The 17,383-nt window shown below is 73.0% G+C and carries 13 protein-coding genes; 7 read left to right on the top strand and 6 right to left on the bottom strand.

What is annotated here, in order from left to right; translation table 11 throughout:
- Positions 1–7: 7 nt before the first annotated feature.
- Together H4W80_RS17380 and H4W80_RS17375 are read right to left on the bottom strand one after the other, a co-directional pair.
- Complete coding sequence (locus H4W80_RS17380; RefSeq protein ID WP_192786047.1) at positions 8–2,176, bottom strand: vWA domain-containing protein; 2,169 nt, start codon at positions 2,174–2,176, stop codon at positions 8–10.
- A 290-nt stretch (positions 2,177–2,466) separates the two neighbouring features.
- Complete coding sequence (locus tag H4W80_RS17375; protein WP_192786046.1) at positions 2,467–3,084, bottom strand: TetR/AcrR family transcriptional regulator; 618 nt, start codon at positions 3,082–3,084, stop codon at positions 2,467–2,469.
- Between the two features lie 74 nt (positions 3,085–3,158).
- Between H4W80_RS17375 and H4W80_RS17370 the strand changes: the two genes are divergently transcribed.
- The 3 genes from H4W80_RS17370 (at position 3,159) to H4W80_RS17360 (ending at position 7,574) form a co-directional block, all read left to right on the top strand.
- Complete coding sequence (locus H4W80_RS17370) at positions 3,159–4,649, top strand: FAD-dependent monooxygenase (RefSeq protein WP_192786045.1); 1,491 nt, start codon at positions 3,159–3,161, stop codon at positions 4,647–4,649.
- Positions 4,650–4,740: 91 nt separating this feature from the next.
- The gene (locus H4W80_RS17365) at positions 4,741–5,295 is read left to right on the top strand and encodes a hypothetical protein (protein WP_192786044.1); all 555 of its coding nucleotides are present in this window, start codon (positions 4,741–4,743) and stop codon (positions 5,293–5,295) included.
- Complete coding sequence (locus tag H4W80_RS17360) at positions 5,292–7,574, top strand: bifunctional polysaccharide deacetylase/glycosyltransferase family 2 protein (protein ID WP_318786914.1); 2,283 nt, start codon at positions 5,292–5,294, stop codon at positions 7,572–7,574. Before H4W80_RS17365 ends, H4W80_RS17360 begins: the two co-directional genes overlap by 4 nt.
- A gap of 9 nt (positions 7,575–7,583) precedes the next feature.
- On the opposite strand, the gene H4W80_RS17355 is transcribed toward H4W80_RS17360, so the two are convergent.
- On the bottom strand, positions 7,584–8,108 hold the full coding sequence (locus H4W80_RS17355; RefSeq protein WP_192786043.1) for a winged helix-turn-helix transcriptional regulator: 525 nt from the start codon (positions 8,106–8,108) through the stop codon (positions 7,584–7,586).
- An 82-nt stretch (positions 8,109–8,190) separates the two neighbouring features.
- Here H4W80_RS17355 and H4W80_RS17350 point away from each other — a divergent pair, with 82 nt between their 5' ends.
- Positions 8,191–9,558, top strand: a complete 1,368-nt coding sequence (locus tag H4W80_RS17350) for an MFS transporter (RefSeq protein ID WP_318786913.1) — start codon at positions 8,191–8,193, stop codon at positions 9,556–9,558.
- 23 nt (positions 9,559–9,581) lie between these two features.
- Here H4W80_RS17350 and H4W80_RS17345 read toward each other — a convergent pair whose 3' ends face one another.
- Positions 9,582–10,517 (bottom strand): NADP-dependent oxidoreductase, encoded by a 936-nt coding sequence (locus tag H4W80_RS17345; RefSeq protein ID WP_192786041.1) that lies wholly within the window; start codon positions 10,515–10,517, stop codon positions 9,582–9,584.
- Positions 10,518–10,774: 257 nt separating this feature from the next.
- Here H4W80_RS17345 and H4W80_RS17340 point away from each other — a divergent pair, with 257 nt between their 5' ends.
- On the top strand, positions 10,775–11,998 hold the full coding sequence (locus H4W80_RS17340) for an MFS transporter (protein WP_192786040.1): 1,224 nt from the start codon (positions 10,775–10,777) through the stop codon (positions 11,996–11,998).
- Positions 11,999–12,115: 117 nt separating this feature from the next.
- A complete protein-coding gene (locus tag H4W80_RS17335) occupies positions 12,116–13,483 on the top strand; it encodes a sensor histidine kinase (protein ID WP_192786039.1) in 1,368 nt (455 codons plus the stop codon).
- A 119-nt stretch (positions 13,484–13,602) separates the two neighbouring features.
- Here H4W80_RS17335 and H4W80_RS17330 read toward each other — a convergent pair whose 3' ends face one another.
- Positions 13,603–15,099 carry a serine/threonine-protein kinase gene (locus H4W80_RS17330; RefSeq protein ID WP_192786038.1) on the bottom strand — a complete coding sequence of 499 codons (1,497 nt, stop codon included), beginning with the start codon at positions 15,097–15,099 and terminating at the stop codon, positions 13,603–13,605.
- Positions 15,100–15,217: 118 nt separating this feature from the next.
- Here H4W80_RS17330 and H4W80_RS17325 point away from each other — a divergent pair, with 118 nt between their 5' ends.
- On the top strand, positions 15,218–15,649 hold the full coding sequence (locus H4W80_RS17325) for a hypothetical protein (RefSeq protein ID WP_192786037.1): 432 nt from the start codon (positions 15,218–15,220) through the stop codon (positions 15,647–15,649).
- A gap of 617 nt (positions 15,650–16,266) precedes the next feature.
- Here the strand turns inward: H4W80_RS17325 and H4W80_RS17315 are convergent.
- Positions 16,267–17,082 carry a class I SAM-dependent methyltransferase gene (locus H4W80_RS17315; RefSeq protein ID WP_225963496.1) on the bottom strand — a complete coding sequence of 272 codons (816 nt, stop codon included), beginning with the start codon at positions 17,080–17,082 and terminating at the stop codon, positions 16,267–16,269.
- Positions 17,083–17,383 lie beyond the last annotated feature (301 nt).

Here is a 17,383-nt window from a genome sequence, read left to right as displayed (position 1 = left end):
GCGCCCCTCACAACAGGTCGTCGCCTGGCATCGGTCTGTGGGTCCTGCTCTGGTGCGGCTCCCGCGCGCCGTACACGGATTCCGCGCCCTTGACCCGGGCGTCGTCGACGCCGAGGAACATGCCGCCGGGCAGCGGGACCGGGCGGCCCGGGCGCAGCGGCTCCAGCTCCTGTCCGGACGGGTCGCGGACCAGGACGGTCTGGCCGCCGCCCCGCCGGGCCGTGTAGCCGGTGCCGAACGTGCGCACCAGGCGGCCGGCGGAGATCTCGAAGGTGAACTCGGGCCCCTCGCCGAGGGGCGCCTGCATCTTGCTGACGTACGGCTCGCCCGGCCGTTCGAAGAGGTAGAAGGTCAGCTCGCTCGGATCGGCCGCCCGCATCCGCGCGCGCCTCCTGAGGAACAGCAGCGGCAGGGCCACCGCCAGGATCAGCAGGAGGACCAGGAGGGCCTGGAGCAGCCGCTGCCACAGCGGCGTGGGCGGCTCCACGTCGACGTCGACGAACTCCTCGGCCACCACCTGCCCGGCCGCGTCGACCACCTGGACGGAGCCGCCGACCGGGCCCTTGGGAGCGTCCGCGCCGATCCGCAGCTTGAGGGCGTGCTCGGAGGCGCCCGCCGGCGCCTGGAAGCGCTGGAGGGACAGGCTCACGGTGCCGGGGACGTCGATGAGCCGCAGGGCGAGCTGGGCGGGCTCGGCGTCGTTGGTCACGCGCACGGTGCCGGAGACCTCCCCGCCCGGCTCGACGGTGGCCGCGTCGAGCTGCACCTGGGCGCGGAGCCGGTCGGCGGGCCCGGCGACGCGGGTCGCGTACGGGCGCTCGTCGCCGGCGACGCCCGGGCCGGTGACCTTGCCCAGGAAGGACAGGTCGCCGGTCGCGGAGGCGGGGATGGCGACCTGGCCGGAGTATTCGCCGTCGCCCTGGGCGCGGTCCGGGCCGTCACCCGCGTCGCGCAGGTCGACGGGGAGCTCCTGGAAGCCGTCGCCGGACATCCGGGCGGTGAAGCGCAGGCCCTCCAGCGCCGCCGGATCGGTGATCGTGCCGGTCCTGGTCTGCAGGCGCAGCCGTACGGCCACCTGCTCGCCCGGACGCGGCCGGGGATTGCTCAGGGAGATCGAGGCGCGCAGCGCGCCCTGCCAGACGACGGTCGCGCTGACGTCCTGGCGGCTGACGCCCGGCGGCGACGTGAGCTGGACCCGCCACTTGCCGGGCAGCGGGTTGCGGATGCGCAGCGACTCCACCGGGCCGGCCTCGCCGGCGACCTGGAAGGTCGAGTCGTTCTGCTCGCCCTGCTTGGGCACCTGGTTGCCGTCGGGGTCGAAGTAGGTCACCCGGATGCGCCGGTCGCGCTTGACCACCACGATCGAGCCGTCGGTCGCGATGATCGGGATGTTGACCTGGAGGTCGACGGTGGCGTTGGGCTCCAGGGAGTCGGTGACCGACTGTTCGATGCCCGCGCAGCGGGCGTAGGCGAACGCCTCGAGCAGTGATCGCTCCACGTCGGCCGAGGTCGCGACCACCCTCGCGCGGGGCGTGGCCGTCTCCTGGTCGCCGCAGGGCTGCCGCCAGCCGCCCGCGGCGAAGGCGTCGAGGCTCGTCTTGTCGGCCGAGCCGAAGCCCAGCGGCCAGATCTGCACGCGCGCCTTCTCGGCGTCCCGCAGGCTCCGGTCGATCTGCGCCCGGGCGTTGCGGTTGCGGGCCTGGGCGTCGGCGCCGTACTGGGGGCTGTTCCTGACGTCGAGGACGCCGTCGGTCAGCAAGAAGACGATCTTCGCCCGCTGCTGGTCGTCGGGCGTGTTCATGATGTCGAGCGCCTGCTCCAGGGCGGCGGCGTGGTCGGTGTCGCCGCCCTCGCCGCTGTTGCGGCGGCGCAGCTTCTCCACGCACCGGCTCAGCGACTCGCGGTCCTGGGCCGTCTGCACGCCGGTCAGCGGGCAGGCGATGTCCACGGCCGCCTGTCCCGGGCCGTTGGAGCTGCCGAAGCCGACCACGGCCACCTGCGACTGGGGCGAGAGCTCGCTGAGGGCGATGAGCTGGGAGGCGGCCCGTTCGCGGGCGACGTCCGGGCCGGACAGGCTGCCCGACTCGTCGACCAGGACGACCACGCGGACGGGTTTGACGTCAGAGGGCTGCGAAGCGCTCGCGGCCGTCGGTAACAGCACCACGGCAGCGGTCACGGCCAGGGCGAGAAGGGACCTGAGGGATGAAGTGACGCGCACATTTCCTCACAGTTGCCGTTTTACCTATCCGCAGAACGGAGAGAGGGTGTGAGAAGTTTCGGCCGCAGTTATGGACGCAATATAAATCTGGTTAATGGGGTCCGGAATTCGACTTCGACGCAGACATGTTGCCATCCTAAAGGGAGAAATGGCGGGTCAGGCGGCGATTGAGCGACGGATGAATCCGCCGGTCACGCCAGCCCCATCATTCACTTGACTCGCAAAACCGACATAAAGGGCATTTCTTGTCAAGGGTGGTGGGCGCGGATGATGAGGTCGGCGGCGTCGGCGGCGATGGCGTGCCGCCGTTCGGGTCGCAGCGGCAGCATGCCGTACGCCGTCTCGACCCGTCCCTCGGTGATCACCAGGTGCGAGAACTGGCGCGCCGCCCTGGCCGGGTCCGGGACCCGCAGCCGGCCGTCGGCGTCGCGGTCGCGCAGGTAGTCGGCCACCGCGCGGTCCGCCGACGCCGAGCTCTCGCGCCAGGTGCGCTGGAGCTCCGGATGGTGCGCCACCTCCGCGATGGTCAGCCGGTGCAGCGCCGACACGCGAGGTGAGAGCGCGATGTCGAGGATCCGCCCGCCGAGCGCGGTGAGGTCCTCGCGAGGATCGCCGCTCAGGGCGACGCCCGGTGTGCCCTCCGCGTCGCCTGCGCTCACCGCCGACCTGGCCTCCTGGATCGCGGCGAGGAACAGCTGCTCCTTGTCCCCGAAATGGCCGTACACCGTCTGCTTGCCCACCCCCGCCACCGCGGCGATGGCGTCCACGCTGGCCCGGGCGTACCCCTGGTCGGTGAACACCTTGATCGCGGCGTCGAGGATGGCCCGGCGCTTGGCCGGGGAGCGTCGGGGGCCGTGCTCGGCCATGGTCCGTACCCACTTTCTTCGGATGGGGGTTAGTCTACGAGACGAGACGGTCTAGTCTAGTTTAGGGAGCGACGATGGACGCCGACGTCATCGTGGTGGGGGCCGGGCCCGTGGGGCTGCTGCTCGCCGCCGAGTTACGGCTCGCCGGAGCCAGGCCGCTGGTGCTGGAACGGCTCGCCGAGCCGAGCGCCGAGCCCAAGGCGCGCGGGATCGGCCCGCTGGCCGCCGAGGCGCTGCGCCGCCGGGGGCTGGGGGAGGCCCTGGACGCGTACCGGGAGCAGGGGCTCGCCGACAAGGCGCGCGACCACGGCAGCGAGAAGGGGCACTTCGCCCAGATCTTCAAGATCGACCCCGCTTTGCAGGAGGAGCCGGACCGGGTCGGCGCGCTGATCTGGCAGCGCGACCTCGAACGGGTCCTCGCCGAGCACCTCGCCTCGCTCGCCGGAGGGGAGGAGGTCGTGAGGCGGGCGTGCGAGGTCACAGCCCTGGCGCAGGACGACCAGGGCGTCACCGTCACCGTCGCCACCCCGGCCGGGGAACGGCGGTTCTCCGCGCCGTACCTGGTCGGCTGCGACGGGGGGCGTTCGGCGGTGCGCAAGCTGGCCGGGTTCGGCTTCCCCGGCACCGAGCCCACGAGCGTCGTACGGCGGGTCCTGACCGACGCCCCCGGCCTCGACCGGCTCCCCCCGTCGGGCTGGACCGCCACGGGCCGGCTGATGCGGGCGCCCGGGATGGTGGCCACGATCGAGTTCGACGGGTTCCCCGAGGATCGCGGGCTGCCGCTGACCGCCGAGGAGATGCGCCAGAGCCTGCTCCGGGTGACGGGCGTGGACGTCGAGCTTCCGCGGGTGCGCGGCCCGCTGCGGTTCACCGACGGCGCGCGCCAGGCGGCCACGTACCGGATCGGCCGGGTCCTGCTGGCCGGCGACGCCGCGCACGTCCACTCGCCGAACGGCGGCCAGGGGCTCAACCTCGGCCTCATGGACGCCGTCAACCTGGGCTGGAAGCTCGCCGCCACGGTGGCCGGGCGCGCCCCCGAGGGCCTGCTCGACACCTACACCGCGGAACGCCACCCCGTCGGCGCCGCCGTCCTGCACAACACGCGCGCCCAGTCCGCGCTGTCGCTGCCGGGGGAGCACGCGGCGGCCATGCGCGACATCGTGTCGGACCTGCTCGACCTCCCGGACGTCAACCGCCACTTCGGCCGGATGCTGAACGGGCTCGGCACCCGGTACGCGTTCCCGTACCCCGCCACGCACCCGCTGACCGGCCGCGCCTGTCCGGACCTGCGGCTGGTGACGAGTCCGGGGCAGACCCGCACGATCTCGGAGTTGTGCGGGAGCGGGCGGGCGCTGCTCGTCCACGCGCCGTCGCAGCCGGAGGTCGCGCAGGTGGCGGAGCCCTGGCGCGAGGTGCTGGAGGTGGTCGCGGCGACCGTGAAGGATCGCGACGACCTGGCGGCGGCGCTCGTCCGGCCGGACGGGGCGCTCGCGTGGGTGTCCGGCCCCGGTCCCGCCGACACGGTCACGCTGACGGCCGCCCTTGGCGCGTGGCTGAGGCCCTGACCGCTTGACCAGGCGTGTCTGGCGAATTTGGGGTCGATGTCAAGAAATGCCCTAGTTTCTCTAGTTTGCTCCCTGTCACTACGATTTCCGCGTGCCTCCTGAGCAACAGAACCCGACAGCCGTCTTCGTCAACCAGAGTGGACGGCGTCGAAGGCTGATCATGATCGGCTCGATCGGCGCGAGCGTCCTGGCTCTCGCGCTGCTCGCCGTCGTGATCGCCGGAATGTTCTCCAGCACGACGCTCTCGGTGAACGGCTGGCCGGGCGACCGCTCGGGAGCGGCCGACGGCACGGCTTCGCCGGATCGCACGCCCTCGCCTTCGCCGAAGCGGTCCGAGCGGCCGACCCCCTCCGTGACGCGCCCGGAGGTGACGCGCCCGCCGTCGCGCCGGCCGACCCCCACGGTCACCCGCCAGGCCCGGCCGTCGGCGACGTCCGGGCAGGCAGCGCCGCAGCAGGCACGGCCCACGCCCCGGCCGAGCACGGATCCGGCGCCGAGCACCCGTCCCGCCACGGATCCCGCGGCCGATCCCACAGCCGATCCCACCGCGGATCCCACCGGCGGCCCCACGGACAGCGAGCCGCCCGGCCAGGCGAAGACGCCGCCGGGACTCGACCCGAACCGGACGAAGGGCCCGAAGAAGTGAGCGGCCCGCACCAGTACGACAAGCTGGTCTGGCCGGCCGCGCCGCTCCCCGCCTGGCAGGACCACACCGCCCGGCAGGGGAACGAGCGGCCGCACGACCCGGCCGCGCCGACCGCGAGACCCCCGGCCGACCCCAAGGGCCACTGGTTCCCGCTCGCCGTCTGCATGCTGCTGGCCGCCGCCGCGCTGGTGCTCAACGGATATGTGACCAACGTCGTCGGAGAGACGCAGGCGCCCCCGCCCGCCACGGGCTCCCCGTCCCCGGAGCTGGAGAAGGTGCGGCGCGGCGGCCCCGTACTCAACATCACGGCGAACGGGCCCGCCAGCGCCCGCCTGCCGGCCAGGACCGTCGCGCTGACGTTCGACGACGGCCCCGACCCGGCGTGGACGCCGCAGGTGCTCGACATGCTGAAGAAGTACGGAGCCAAGGCGACCTTCTTCACCGTCGGCTCCAAGGTGGCGAAATACCCCGAGCTGGCGCGGCGCATCGTCGCCGAGGGGCACGAGCTGGGCAACCACACCTACTCGCACGCCGACCTCGCGGCGCTGCCCGCCTGGCGGCTCAAGCTGGAGCTGTCGCTGACGCAGCGGGCGCTGGCCGGGGCCACCGGGCTGCACACGACGCTGGCCCGACCGCCGTACTCCTCGACCCCCGCCGCGATCTCCGGACCGCAGTGGGCCGGCATGAAGGCGCTGGCGGCCGAGGGCTACCTCGTCACGCTGACGGACCTCGACACCAGGGACTGGAACCGCCCCGGCACGGCGAACATCGTGGCCTCCTCGCTCCCGGCCAACGGCCGGGGCGCCGTCGTCATGATGCACGACTCGGGTGGCGACCGGCGGCAGACCGTCGAGGCCGTCGGCGCCGTCCTGCGGAAGCTGACCGGCGAGGGCTACCGCGCCGTCACGGTGACCAGGGCGCTCGGCATGCCCTCGGCGCACCAGCCGGCCGGTGGCGTGGAACAGTTCGCCGGCTCCGCGCTCAACCTGGCCCAGCGGGCTTCGGAGACGTTCGCCGGCGTGCTGTCATGGGTGCTGCTGGCCGCGGGAGCGCTCACGGTGGGGCGGCTCGGCTTCTTCGCCGTGCTCGCCTGGGTGCACGCGGCCCGCAACAGGGGCGGCAAGCGGCGCAAGGGCCGCGCGCCCGTGTGGTCCGCGCCCCCGCCGGTGACCGTGATCGTGCCCGCCTACAACGAGGCGGCCGGGATCCAGGCGACGGTGCGCTCGCTGGTCGAGACCACGTACCGGGGCCCGCTCGAGATCCTCGTCGTCGACGACGGCTCGACCGACGGCACCGCCGAGCTGGCGCAGTCGCTGGGGCTGCCCGGCGTACGGGTGATCCGCCGGCCCAACGGCGGCAAGCCGGCCGCGCTCAACACCGGCATCGCCCAGGCCGCCCATGAGCTGCTCATCATGGTGGACGGCGACACCGTCTTCGAACCCGCCACGATCGGCCACCTGGTCCGCCAGCTCGCCGACCCCGCGGTCGGCGCGGTGAGCGGCAACACCAAGGTCGGCAACCGGCGCGGCATGATCGGGCGCTGGCAGCACATCGAGTACGTCATCGGCTTCAACCTCGATCGGCGCGCCTTCGAGCTGCTCGACTGCATGGCCACCGTGCCCGGCGCGATCGGGGCGTTCCGGCGTTCGGCGCTCGTGGCGCTGGGCGGCGTGAGCGCGGACACGCTGGCGGAGGACACCGACCTCACGATGGCGCTGTGCCGGGCCGGATGGCGCGTGGTCTACGAGGAGAAGGCGCTGGCCTGGACCGAGGCCCCGACCTCGCTCGGCCAGCTGTGGAAGCAGCGCTACCGCTGGTGCTACGGCACCGTGCAGGCGATGTGGAAGCATCGGCGCGCCGTCCTCGAGCCGGGCCCGTTCGGCCGCCGCTGCCTCGGCTACCTGACGCTGTTCCAGGTGCTGCTGCCCTTGCTGGCCCCCGTCGTCGACCTCATGGCGATCTACAACACGGTCCTGGGCGACCCGCTCCCGGTCGTCGCGGTATGGGCCGGTTTCGTGGTGGTGCAGGCGCTGACGGGCTGGTACGCCCTCCGCCTGGACGGCGAACGCGCCTCCGCGCTCTGGGTGCTGCCGCTCCAGCAGTTCGTCTACCGCCAGCTCATGTACCTCGTGGTCATCCAGTCCCTGGCGACGGCCCTGCTGGGCGTGCGGCTGCGCTGGCACACCGTACGACGGGAGGGCACCTTCAGCGACCCCGGGCACGCGGCGCCGGCTCCGCTCGGTATCGACGGCGCCGAGCGGCTCGCGGACGTGCGGTGAGGCGCGTGGTCAGGCGGTGTGCGGCAGGGGGTCGAGCATGCGGTGCGGTCGCCGGAGGGCGCGGCTGACGGGGTCGTCCCGGAGGAGGTCGGCGTCGGGGCCTGGGCGTACCTCGATCTCCGTCAGCTCGGGGCGCAGGCCGCAGGCCGGGCACATGCCGTAGCCGTCGATCCTGGTGTCGCAGGGCATGTGGCAGAAGATCCGCCGTGGCTTGGTCGACAGGTGGCGTTCGCCCCAGCTGCTCAGGACGAGGACGGCCGGCCAGAGCTCCTGGCCCATCGCGGTCAGGACGTACTCCTCGCGCGGTGGCGAGTCCTGGTAGCGGTGGCGGCGCAGGACCCCGGCGTCCACGAGCGTGGTGAGGCGCTGGGACAGCACGGCCCGCGGGATGTCCAGGTGGGCCAGGAAGTCGCCGTAGCGGCGCACGCCGTACAGGGCGTCGCGGATGACGAGCATCGTCCAGCGCTCGCCGACCAGCTCCAGGGAGCGGGCGAGCGAGCAGTCCTGGCCGTCGTAGTTCTTGCCGAGCGCCATGACCTCCAGGGTAATTCATTCATTGAACCTTGGCGTGTTAGCGTGTGCCTCCACAGTTCAATGAATGAACCAAGGAGATGCCGTGACACTCACCAGATCGGCTCCCGCCCCGGCGGCCCAGCACACCGCGGGCACGGTGGCCGTGGCGGCCTGCGCCGCCGCGCTGCTCGCCCTGGTCAACTACACGGTGCCGATGGTCACGCTGTCCCAGACCGCCGCCGACCTCGGCTCGGGCCCCACCGGTCCCGCCTGGATGCTCAACTCGATCTCGCTCGGCCTGTCCGCGCTCCTGCTGGTCGCCGGCGGCCTCGCCGACGACCACGGCCGCCGTCGCGCCTACGTCGCCGGCACCTGGGCGCTGGCCGCCGGAGCCCTGCTGGCGGCGCTCTCCATGAACACCGCGATGTTCGTCGTGGCCAGGCTGGTGCAGGGCGGGGCGAGCGCGGCCATGCTGGCGGGCAGCCTCGGCATGCTCGGCCACGCCTACCCGGGCGGCCCGGACCGCGTCCGGGTGACCGGCCGCTACGGCGCGATGCTGGGGCTGGGCATCGCCCTGGGGCCGCTGCTGTCCGGCTCGATCGCCGCCGCCTGGAGCTGGCGCGGCGTGCACGTCCTGATCGCCGTCGCCGGCGCGGTCCTGGCCGTGGCGGCCGGCCGGGTGCTGCCGGAGTCGCGCGGCGACCGCCGCCGCCCGCACGACCTGCCCGGCGCGATCACCCTGGCGCTCGGCACCGCCGCGCTGCTCGCCGGGGTCACCGAGGGCCGGCTGGGCTGGAACCGGCCCGTCGTGTACGTGTCGTTCGCCGCCGCGCTCGTGCTGCTGGCCGCGTTCACGCTGATCGAGAACCGCCGCCGCGAGCCCCTCGTCGAGCTCGGCCTGCTGCGCCGCCCGCTCTTCCTGGTGGCCACCTCGGGCGCGTTCGTCACCGGGATCGCCGTCATCGGGATGATGAGCTACCTGCCCACCGTGCTCCAGGTGACCCGCTCGCTCACCCCGCTCACCAGCGCCGTGCTGTTCTCGCTGTGGTCGGGCATGTCGTTCCTGGCCTCCCTGCTGGCCCGGCACCTGCGCGTCCACTCGGGGGTCCGCCTCGCGCTCGGCCTGCTCCTGTCCGCCGCCGGGGCCCTGCTCACGCTCGGGGTCGCGGACGCCGCCCCCTGGACGCGGGTCGTGGCGGGCCTGGTGGTGGGCGGCGTCGGCAGCGGGCTCATCAACGCCTCGCTGACCCATCTGGCCATCGAGAGCGTGCCGCTCGCCAGGGCGAGCATGGGGTCGGGCGCCAACAACACCGCCCGTTACGTCGGCTCCTCCCTGGGCGTGGCCGCCATGGCCACCACGATCGGCGCGCTCGGCTGGCGGCACGGCACCGACGTCACCACGGTCGCCTACGCCGTCATCGCCGCCCTCGCCGCCGCTCTCACCCTCACCGCCGGCCGCTCCCGCGCCTGAGCGCGGTCGGGGCCCGGCGGGTGTCAGGGGACGAGGATCAGGCGGCCGCGCAGGCCGCCCTTGGTCAGGCGGTGGTGGGCGGCGGCGACCTCGTCCAGGGGTAGGGTCTCGGCCACGCGCAGGGTGAGGGAGCCGGCCTCGACCAGCGCGACCAGGTCCGCGAGGCGGGCGCCGTCGGCGCGGATCCAGTGGTTGAACACCTGGGTGCCGCGCAACGGCAGCGGCGCTCCGCCCGCGACCAGCGCGGCGAAGACGCCGCCCGAGCGGACGGCGTCCAGGGCCGCCGCCCCGGTCACCGCGGCGTCCAGCGCCCCGTCCACGCCGCCCGGCACGAGAGCGCGTACGGCCTCGCCCAGCCGCGCCGTACGCGGCACGAACCACTCGGCGCCGAGCCCGCGCACCAGCGCCTCGTCCTCGGCGCCGGCCACCGCGACCACCCGCAGCCCGCGCGCGGCGGCCAGCTGCACGGCGAACCCGCCCACGGCCCCGGCCGCGCCGGTGACCAGCAGCGTCCGCCCGGCGGCCGGCTCCAGCCGGTCGAGCGCCTGCACCGCGGTGAGCCCGTTGAGCGGCAACGTCGCGGCCTGCACCGGCGAATGTCCTGACGGCGCGCGGGTGACCGCGTCCGCGTCGAGGACGACGTACTCGGCCTGGGCGCCGAGCGGCACGTCGAGGCGGTCCTTCAGGCCGATCACCCGCTCGCCCGGCACGACGCCGGTCACGCCGGCGCCCACCTCGTCCACGGTCCCGGCCACGTCCCAGCCGATGCCGATCACGTCCCGGGCCGGCAGCAGGCCCGCCTCGCTGAGCGCCCCGGACCGGGTGGCCAGATCGACGGGATTGACCGTCGCGGCCTCGACCCGGATGCGGACCTGCCGCTCCCGGACCGCGGGCACCGGTACGTCCGCGATCCGCAGCACCTCGGGTCCGCCGAAAACGTGAATGACGACTGCGCGCATCGATGACTCCCTCATCAGGTTTCGTTGCCACAAACCTAGGGAGAGTTGCTCTCCATTGGGAAGTGCGCACCTCAAGGTGCGTACCGCACGCGGACGGGCGCGATCGGGCAGGCGCTGCCGGCGATCGGCGACCAGTGGACGCTGCTGATCCGGGGGCCCGCAGCTGACGTACAACCGGCGGTTGTCCATCGGGCGCGTCGGTTGTTTGTTTCCCGGGCAGCCCCGGGTGTTGGATCGCCTCCGGCAAAGGGGGCGGAGTGGCAGAAGACACCGGGCTCGGGCGCGACTTCGGGTGGCTGTGGCGGGCCTACGCGGTCAGCAGCCTGGGGACGTGGCTGGCGCTGGACGCCATTCCGCTGATCGCCATCCTCGCCCTCGACGTCAGCGCGACCCAGGTGTCCTGGATCTCGGCGGCCGGCGGGGCGGCCGGCGCCCTGCTCGCGGTCCCGCTGGGGCCCTGGGTCGAGTTCCGGCCCAAGCGGCCGCTGATGATCCGGGCCGACCTGGTGCGCTTCCTCGCCCTGATGACCGTGCCCGCCGCCTACGGCCTGGGGGTGCTGAGCTACGTACAACTGCTGGTGGTGGCCATGCTCGTCGCCGCGGCCGACATCGTCTTCGTCGGTGCCGGCGGGGCGCATCTGAAGGCCCTCGTCCCCGAGCGGCACCTGACGCGGGCCAACAGCCGGTTCGAGGCCGTCACGTGGATCTCGACGGCGATCGGACCGCCGGCGGGCGGCGCGCTCGTCGGGATGCTGGGACCCGTCGTCACGACCGTTCTGAACGCCACCAGCTACCTGCTGTCCGCGCTGGGCCTGCGCGCGATCTCCGCGCCCGAGCCGGCGCCACCCGAGCGCGTCGCCGGCGCGTCGCGCCTGGCCGAGGTCGTCGAGGGCTGGCGCGTCATCGCCAGGGACCCCGTGCTGCGCCTGCTGTTCGCCAACACCGCGCTCGTCTCCGCGCTCATCATGGCGACCGCGCCGCTGCTGACGTACCTGATGCTGAACGACCTGCACTTCACGCCCCTGGAGTACGGGCTCGGCTTCGGCATTCCCTGCCTGGGCGGACTGGCGGGCTCACGGTTGTCCGCGCCGCTGGTCCGGCGCTTCGGGCAGCGCCGGATCCTGCTCGGCTTCGGCGTGGCCAGGGCCCTGTGGCTCGTCGGGCTCGTCTTCGTGGGGCCCGGCACGGGCGGGCTCCTCGTCGTGATCGCGGTCGAGCTGGCGATGATCTTCTGCATGGGTGTCTACAACCCGGTCTACGTCACCTACCGGCTGCGCAGCGCCCCGAACGACGCGCTGGCCCGCGTCCTCACCGCCTGGACCATCAGCGGGCGCGCGGTCACCGCCGCCGCCACGGCCCTGTGGGGCGGGCTGGCCTGGCTGACGAGCCCGCGCACGGCGATCGCGGTGGCCGGGATCCTGCTGATCGGCACCGGCGCCCTCCTGCCCTGGCGGGAGCGCGCGATGGCCGGCCACTCCTGAATACGGAGAGTATTCGCAAGCGGCCCGGGTACCCGTATATCCGCAGATCAGCCATCATGTTCTGAGGGGATCCACGGGTGAGCGTCACTCGTGGTGATACGGGGAGGTCGGAATGAGATGGCGAAACGGCTGTTTCCACGTTCGATCCGGGCGCGGCTGACCACCGTCGCGACCCTGGCGGCGGCGGTCGTCTTCACCATCACGGCCGCCATCACGCTCGCCACCGCGCCCGTCAATCTGCGCGGAGCCGTGCAGACCAGACTGGAGCTGGCCGTCCGCCGGGTGGCCGGCGAGCTGCAGTCGGGAGAGTTCCACACGGTGCTGCGGACGCCGTCGCGGGTCCAGCTCCTGCAGGTGGTCTCGGCCCGCGGCAACGTGGTCGCGACCAGCCCCGGCGTGAGCGAGATCCCGACCTTGATGAGGTTCCGGGCGGACCAGCCCGAAAAGATCTACACGACCGAGCTCACGCTGTCCCGCCACCTCACCGAGCCCGAGGCCCACTACCTGGTCATGGCCATGAAGGTGAGCTCGCCGATCGGCGTCACCACGGTCTACGGGGCGGCCTCGCTGACCGACGTGGACAAGGCTCTCAAGTGGGTGGAAGTCCTGATGTTCCTCGGCATCCCGCTCATCCTGCTGAGCGTGGCCGGCGTCGCGTGGGCCGTGGTCGGGGCCGCCCTGCGCCCGGTCGAGCGCGTACGGGCCGAGCTGGCCGAGATCACCGGTCAGGACCTCACCAGGCGCGTGCCGGTGCCCGACACCGGCGACGAGATCACCGATCTGGCCACCACCACCAACCACACCCTCGACCGCCTCGAACGCACGGTCGAGACCCAGCGCCGCTTCGTCGCCGACGCCTCCCACGAGCTGCGCAGCCCCATCTCGGCCCTGCGCACCCAGCTGGAGGTGGCCAGCGCCTATCCCGACGATACGGACTGGCGGGCCACCGGCGAGCAGGCGCTGGCCGCCGCCGACCGCCTGGCCGGGATCATCGACGAGCTGCTGATGCTGGCCCGGCTGGACGCCGGCGCGTTCAGCGAGCGCCGCGTGGTGGACCTGGTCCGCGTCGCCGAGGACCAGATCCGCCGCCGCGCGGGCGGCCGGGTGCCGATCGTCGCCGACCTGTGCGCCTCGGCGCCGGTCTACGGCTCGCCCATGCAGCTCGACCGGCTGCTGACCAACCTGCTCGACAACGCCGCCCGGCACGCCGCCACCCGGATCGACCTGGAGGTGGCGGTGGCAGGCGACAAGGTGATCGTCACGGTGACCGACGACGGCGACGGCATCCCGCCGCAGGACAGGGAGCGGGTCTTCGAACGCTTCACCCGTCTCGCCCCCGCCAGGGCCAAGGACAAGGGCGGCAGCGGCCTCGGCCTGGCCCTGTCCCGCGACATCGCCGCGGCCCATGACGGCACCCTCAACCTCGCCGACCACTCACCGGGCGCCCGCTTCGTGGCCGTCTTCCCGGTGCCCGAGCACTCCTGACACACGAACTCGGCGGGCGTACGCAATGCGATGGACGGGGTGGCGGCGGCGCGGTCGGTCACGGGTGGAAGAGTCGATCAAGGAGTGTTGAGCCCGCGTTGAGCATGTGTCGAGCGCGCTCAGACCGGCCGGTAGTCGCGCAGGTAGCGGGAGACCTTCTCGGTGTAGTCGCGCCACCGTTCGGGGATGCCGCCCGCCCGCCTCAGCGGGTCGACGCCGCTGCGGTAGAGGGCGGCGAGCTTCAGCGCCGGGTCGCCGGGCAGGTCCGCGACCCTGGGGCCCAGCGTGCACAGGAACCGCCCCATCGACAGGATCGACAGCTCCGGGCTGAACGGCGGCGTGGGCTTCGGGCTCTGCAGTCCGCCCGGCTGCCAGTACCACAGCACCGACGGGGTCCACCTGGAGATGCCGTACTCGTCCTTCACCGGATCGGACAGGCCGGGGTCGTAGCCGGACTCCGCCTTGAGCATCGCGGCGATCAGGGCGGGGCTGAGGCCGGGCTCCTGGCAGTACGTGCCCGCCCGCACGATCAGGTCGCGGTACTGGCCCGGGATGTCGGAGTCGTCCCGTAGCCACTGGCTGGTCGAGCCGCCCGCGGGCGACGGGCTCGCGGTCGCGCGGGTGCCGCCGGGCGCATGGGTTCCGCCGGGCGCTTGGGGGCTCTGGGCGACGTTGACGGCCACGGCGGTGACGGCCGCCGCGGCCACCACGGCCGCCGCGCCCCCGGCGATCGCCCGGCGCCGGCCCGGCCGGCGGCCCCCTTCGGGCACCCGCACCTGCGCTTCCTCGCTGGATGGCCGCAGCTGCGGTTCCCCGCCCGGTGGCGGTACGGCGGTGGACGACGACAGGGCGGCGGCGTAGGCGGCGGCGTCGGGCCAGCGTGCCTCCCTGCCGGGATCCAGGGCGCGCATCACGGCGGCGTCGACCGCCTCCGGCACCTCGGGGCGCAGCGCGCTCGGCGGCACCCGCTGCTCCGGCTTGGCGGGCACCCTGCCGGTGAGCATGTGATAGGTCAGCGCGCCCAGGCCGTGGACGTCGGCGCGCGCGTCCGGCGCGCCGTCGAAGTAGAGCTGCTCCGGGGCCTGGTAGCCGGGCGAACCCGCGGGCAGCGTCAGCCCGCTCAGGTGGTCGGTGGACCGCGCGATGCCGAGGTCGGCCACCATCACCCGCTCACCGCCCTCGGGACGCGAGCAGAACAGCACGTTCGACGGCTTCAGATCGCGGTGGACGACCCGGATGCTGTGCAGCACGGCCACGCCCTGGCAGATGTCGCGCATCAGGCCGAGCGCCTCCTCGACGGCGAGCGCCCCGCCGGACAGGCGCTCCTCCAGCGTGCCGCGGTCGGCGTAGGTCATCACGAAGTACGGGCGGCCGTCGTCGAGCTCGCCCACGTCGAAGACCTGCACGAGCAGATGGGAGTCGGCCCTGCGCAGCAGCCGCGCCTCCTGGAGGAACCGCTCGCGCACGTCGGGCCGGCGGGCCCAGTTGTCGGCGAGGATCTTGACCGCCACCGGCGAGCGCAACTCGTCGTCATGGGCGAGATAGACGGAGGCGAACCCCCCGACACCGATGAGCTGCTCGATCCGGTAGCGACCTGCTTGGGACGGAGCCGTCATTCAGCTCATCATCGCCGATCATCGTGGATCCGTCCACGCGCCCTGGAAGCTACCAGGTTACGGAAACGGCCCGGGGTCCCGGAGGATCGACGCGGATACCGACATCGGGAGGAAAAGCATGATGAGTATCCGACGGGCCGCGTTCGTCGCGGCCTTGGGGCTGGCGATCGCGGGGGTCGCCGGCCCAGCTGTGGGGGCCGCCGCGGGCGATGCAAGCCCGTGCGGGAAGCCGTACCGGCACGCTGACTACACGGTTCAGACGTGCCCCGACTGGTCGCCGAGCGGGGGCATCCCGGTTTACGAGTCGCCGGCCAAGGGCAAGATCGTCGGCTACATCGACCCGGCGGGGGACGACTGGTACCTGTGCGAGAAGGCCGGGGCGAGCTACACGCTGGGCTCGTACCGGAACTACTGGTGGGCGGCCACCATGGCCGACAACGACAGGTGGGGGTACGTCAGCGAGGTCTACTTCCGCGGGGGCGGCAACGACGAGTCCGACGGCGGCCTGCGGGAGTGCGGGCGCCCGGGTGGCAGGACGTTGCCCGTATGACCTGGACACCTTCACCGGCACGCGAGTAGGGTCCCGCGGATGCACAGCACCATCTTGATCCAGATGGCGGCGGCGCCGACCGACGACCGGCCGTACTCGCTGGAGCTCGCGCCCGGGGAGCAGGCGCTCTTCGGGCGCGGGGCTCCCGGCTCTCCCGTGGACCTCCGGCTGGACGACGCCGCGGTCTCGCGGCGCGCCGGCGAGATCGTCGCGGTGGGGGACTACTGGCTGCTGTCCAACCTCAGCACGTCGAAGACGTACGTCGTGGAGAACCCGGAAGGGGGCGGGGAGTTCGTCAAGGTGCCGCCGGGGCGGATGGGGGCGCCGATCCCGTTCGAGTTCTCCAGGGTGAGCCTGCCGGCGGTCGACGGCACGGTCTCGTTCCTGGTGTTCGCGCCGCAGCACGTACACGTGCCGCCGCACCGCGCCGACGGGGGAGCGGCCACGCGGGTCGCCTACCCGCTCGACCGGAACGCCAAGTACTTCCGCATCCTCGTGGCCCTGTGCGAGCCGCGCCTGCGCGACCCCTCGACGTCGCGCATACCGACGATCCCCGAGATCGCCGAGAGGCTCCCCGACCTGGAGTTGAGCCGTACCGCCATCGGCTTCCACATCGGCTACCTGGCCGAGAAGAAGCTGCACGTCAAAAGCCCGCAGGGTGGTGCGGGCAAGGCCGACTGGCAGCGGCACGCGCTGGTGTCGCTGGCGCTGAGGTTCGACCTGGTGACCGGCGAGCACCTGGCCCTGCTGCCGGTGCCCGGCCGCTGACCTCGGCCCGGCCGGAACGCCCGGACGGCCAGGACGGACGGTACGGGGCGCTCCTGCGGCTCGTACACGCGCTCGATGGCCAGCCCGGCGTCGACGAAGGCGTTCATCAGGTCGGACAGCGGCACGTGGCTCATCCCGACCCGGTCCCGGACCCCGCCCTCGCGCCACCACGGAGAGCGCTTGTGCCACCCTTTGATCCGGTACGTGGGATGGATGATCACCGCGCCGTCCTCGCGGGATTCGATGTGGGGGCCGTTGAAGCACGGATGCACCCCGTAGAACAGCAGCCGGCCGCCCGGGCGCAGGACCCTGGCCCCCTCCCGCAGCAGCCCGGCGAAGTCGGGGATGTCGGTCGAGACCCAGATCGCGGTGACGGTGCCGAACGTGCCCGCGGCGAACGGCAGGGCCGTGGCGTCGCCCTGGAGGAGGGGAGCGGGGTCCCGGCGGCGGGCCAGGCGCAGCTGGTCGGCGGAGCGGTCGAGGCCGATGACGGTCCGGCCGGTGGAGCGGATGGCGTCGAGATAGAGGCCGGTGCCGCAGCCGAGGTCCAGGCACGGCCCCTCGCCGGGGCCGAGGAGGTCGACGATGTCCTGCGTGGTGACGTGGGCGCTGGAGCCGATGTACTCGTCGTACCACTCGGCCTGGCCGTCATAACGCGCGGTCATGATCTAGTCATACCTGCCGTGGCGGGGCCTCGGGGCGTCCTTGCAAGGCTCGTCAAGGAAAATTACTCACCAAAGCTATACAAATCGGACTTAAGGCCATAATCTCGACATGCCCCAGCCCGGGGAGCTGGCTGGGGCACCAAAGCCTCATGACGCCCGGCCACGCGCTCGCTCCGGTGGGGCACTGACCGAGGACATGCCCGCCAGGCGGCTGCCGGACTCGCTGGAGGTGGCGGCCAGGGCTGTCGGACTCGCTGCAGGTGGCAACCACGGCTGCCGGGCTCGCTTCAGGTGGCGGCCA

It is taken from the genome of Nonomuraea angiospora, from assembly GCF_014873145.1.
Taxonomy (GTDB): domain Bacteria; phylum Actinomycetota; class Actinomycetes; order Streptosporangiales; family Streptosporangiaceae; genus Nonomuraea; species Nonomuraea angiospora.
This window is presented reverse-complemented; position numbering and strand designations above follow the sequence as displayed.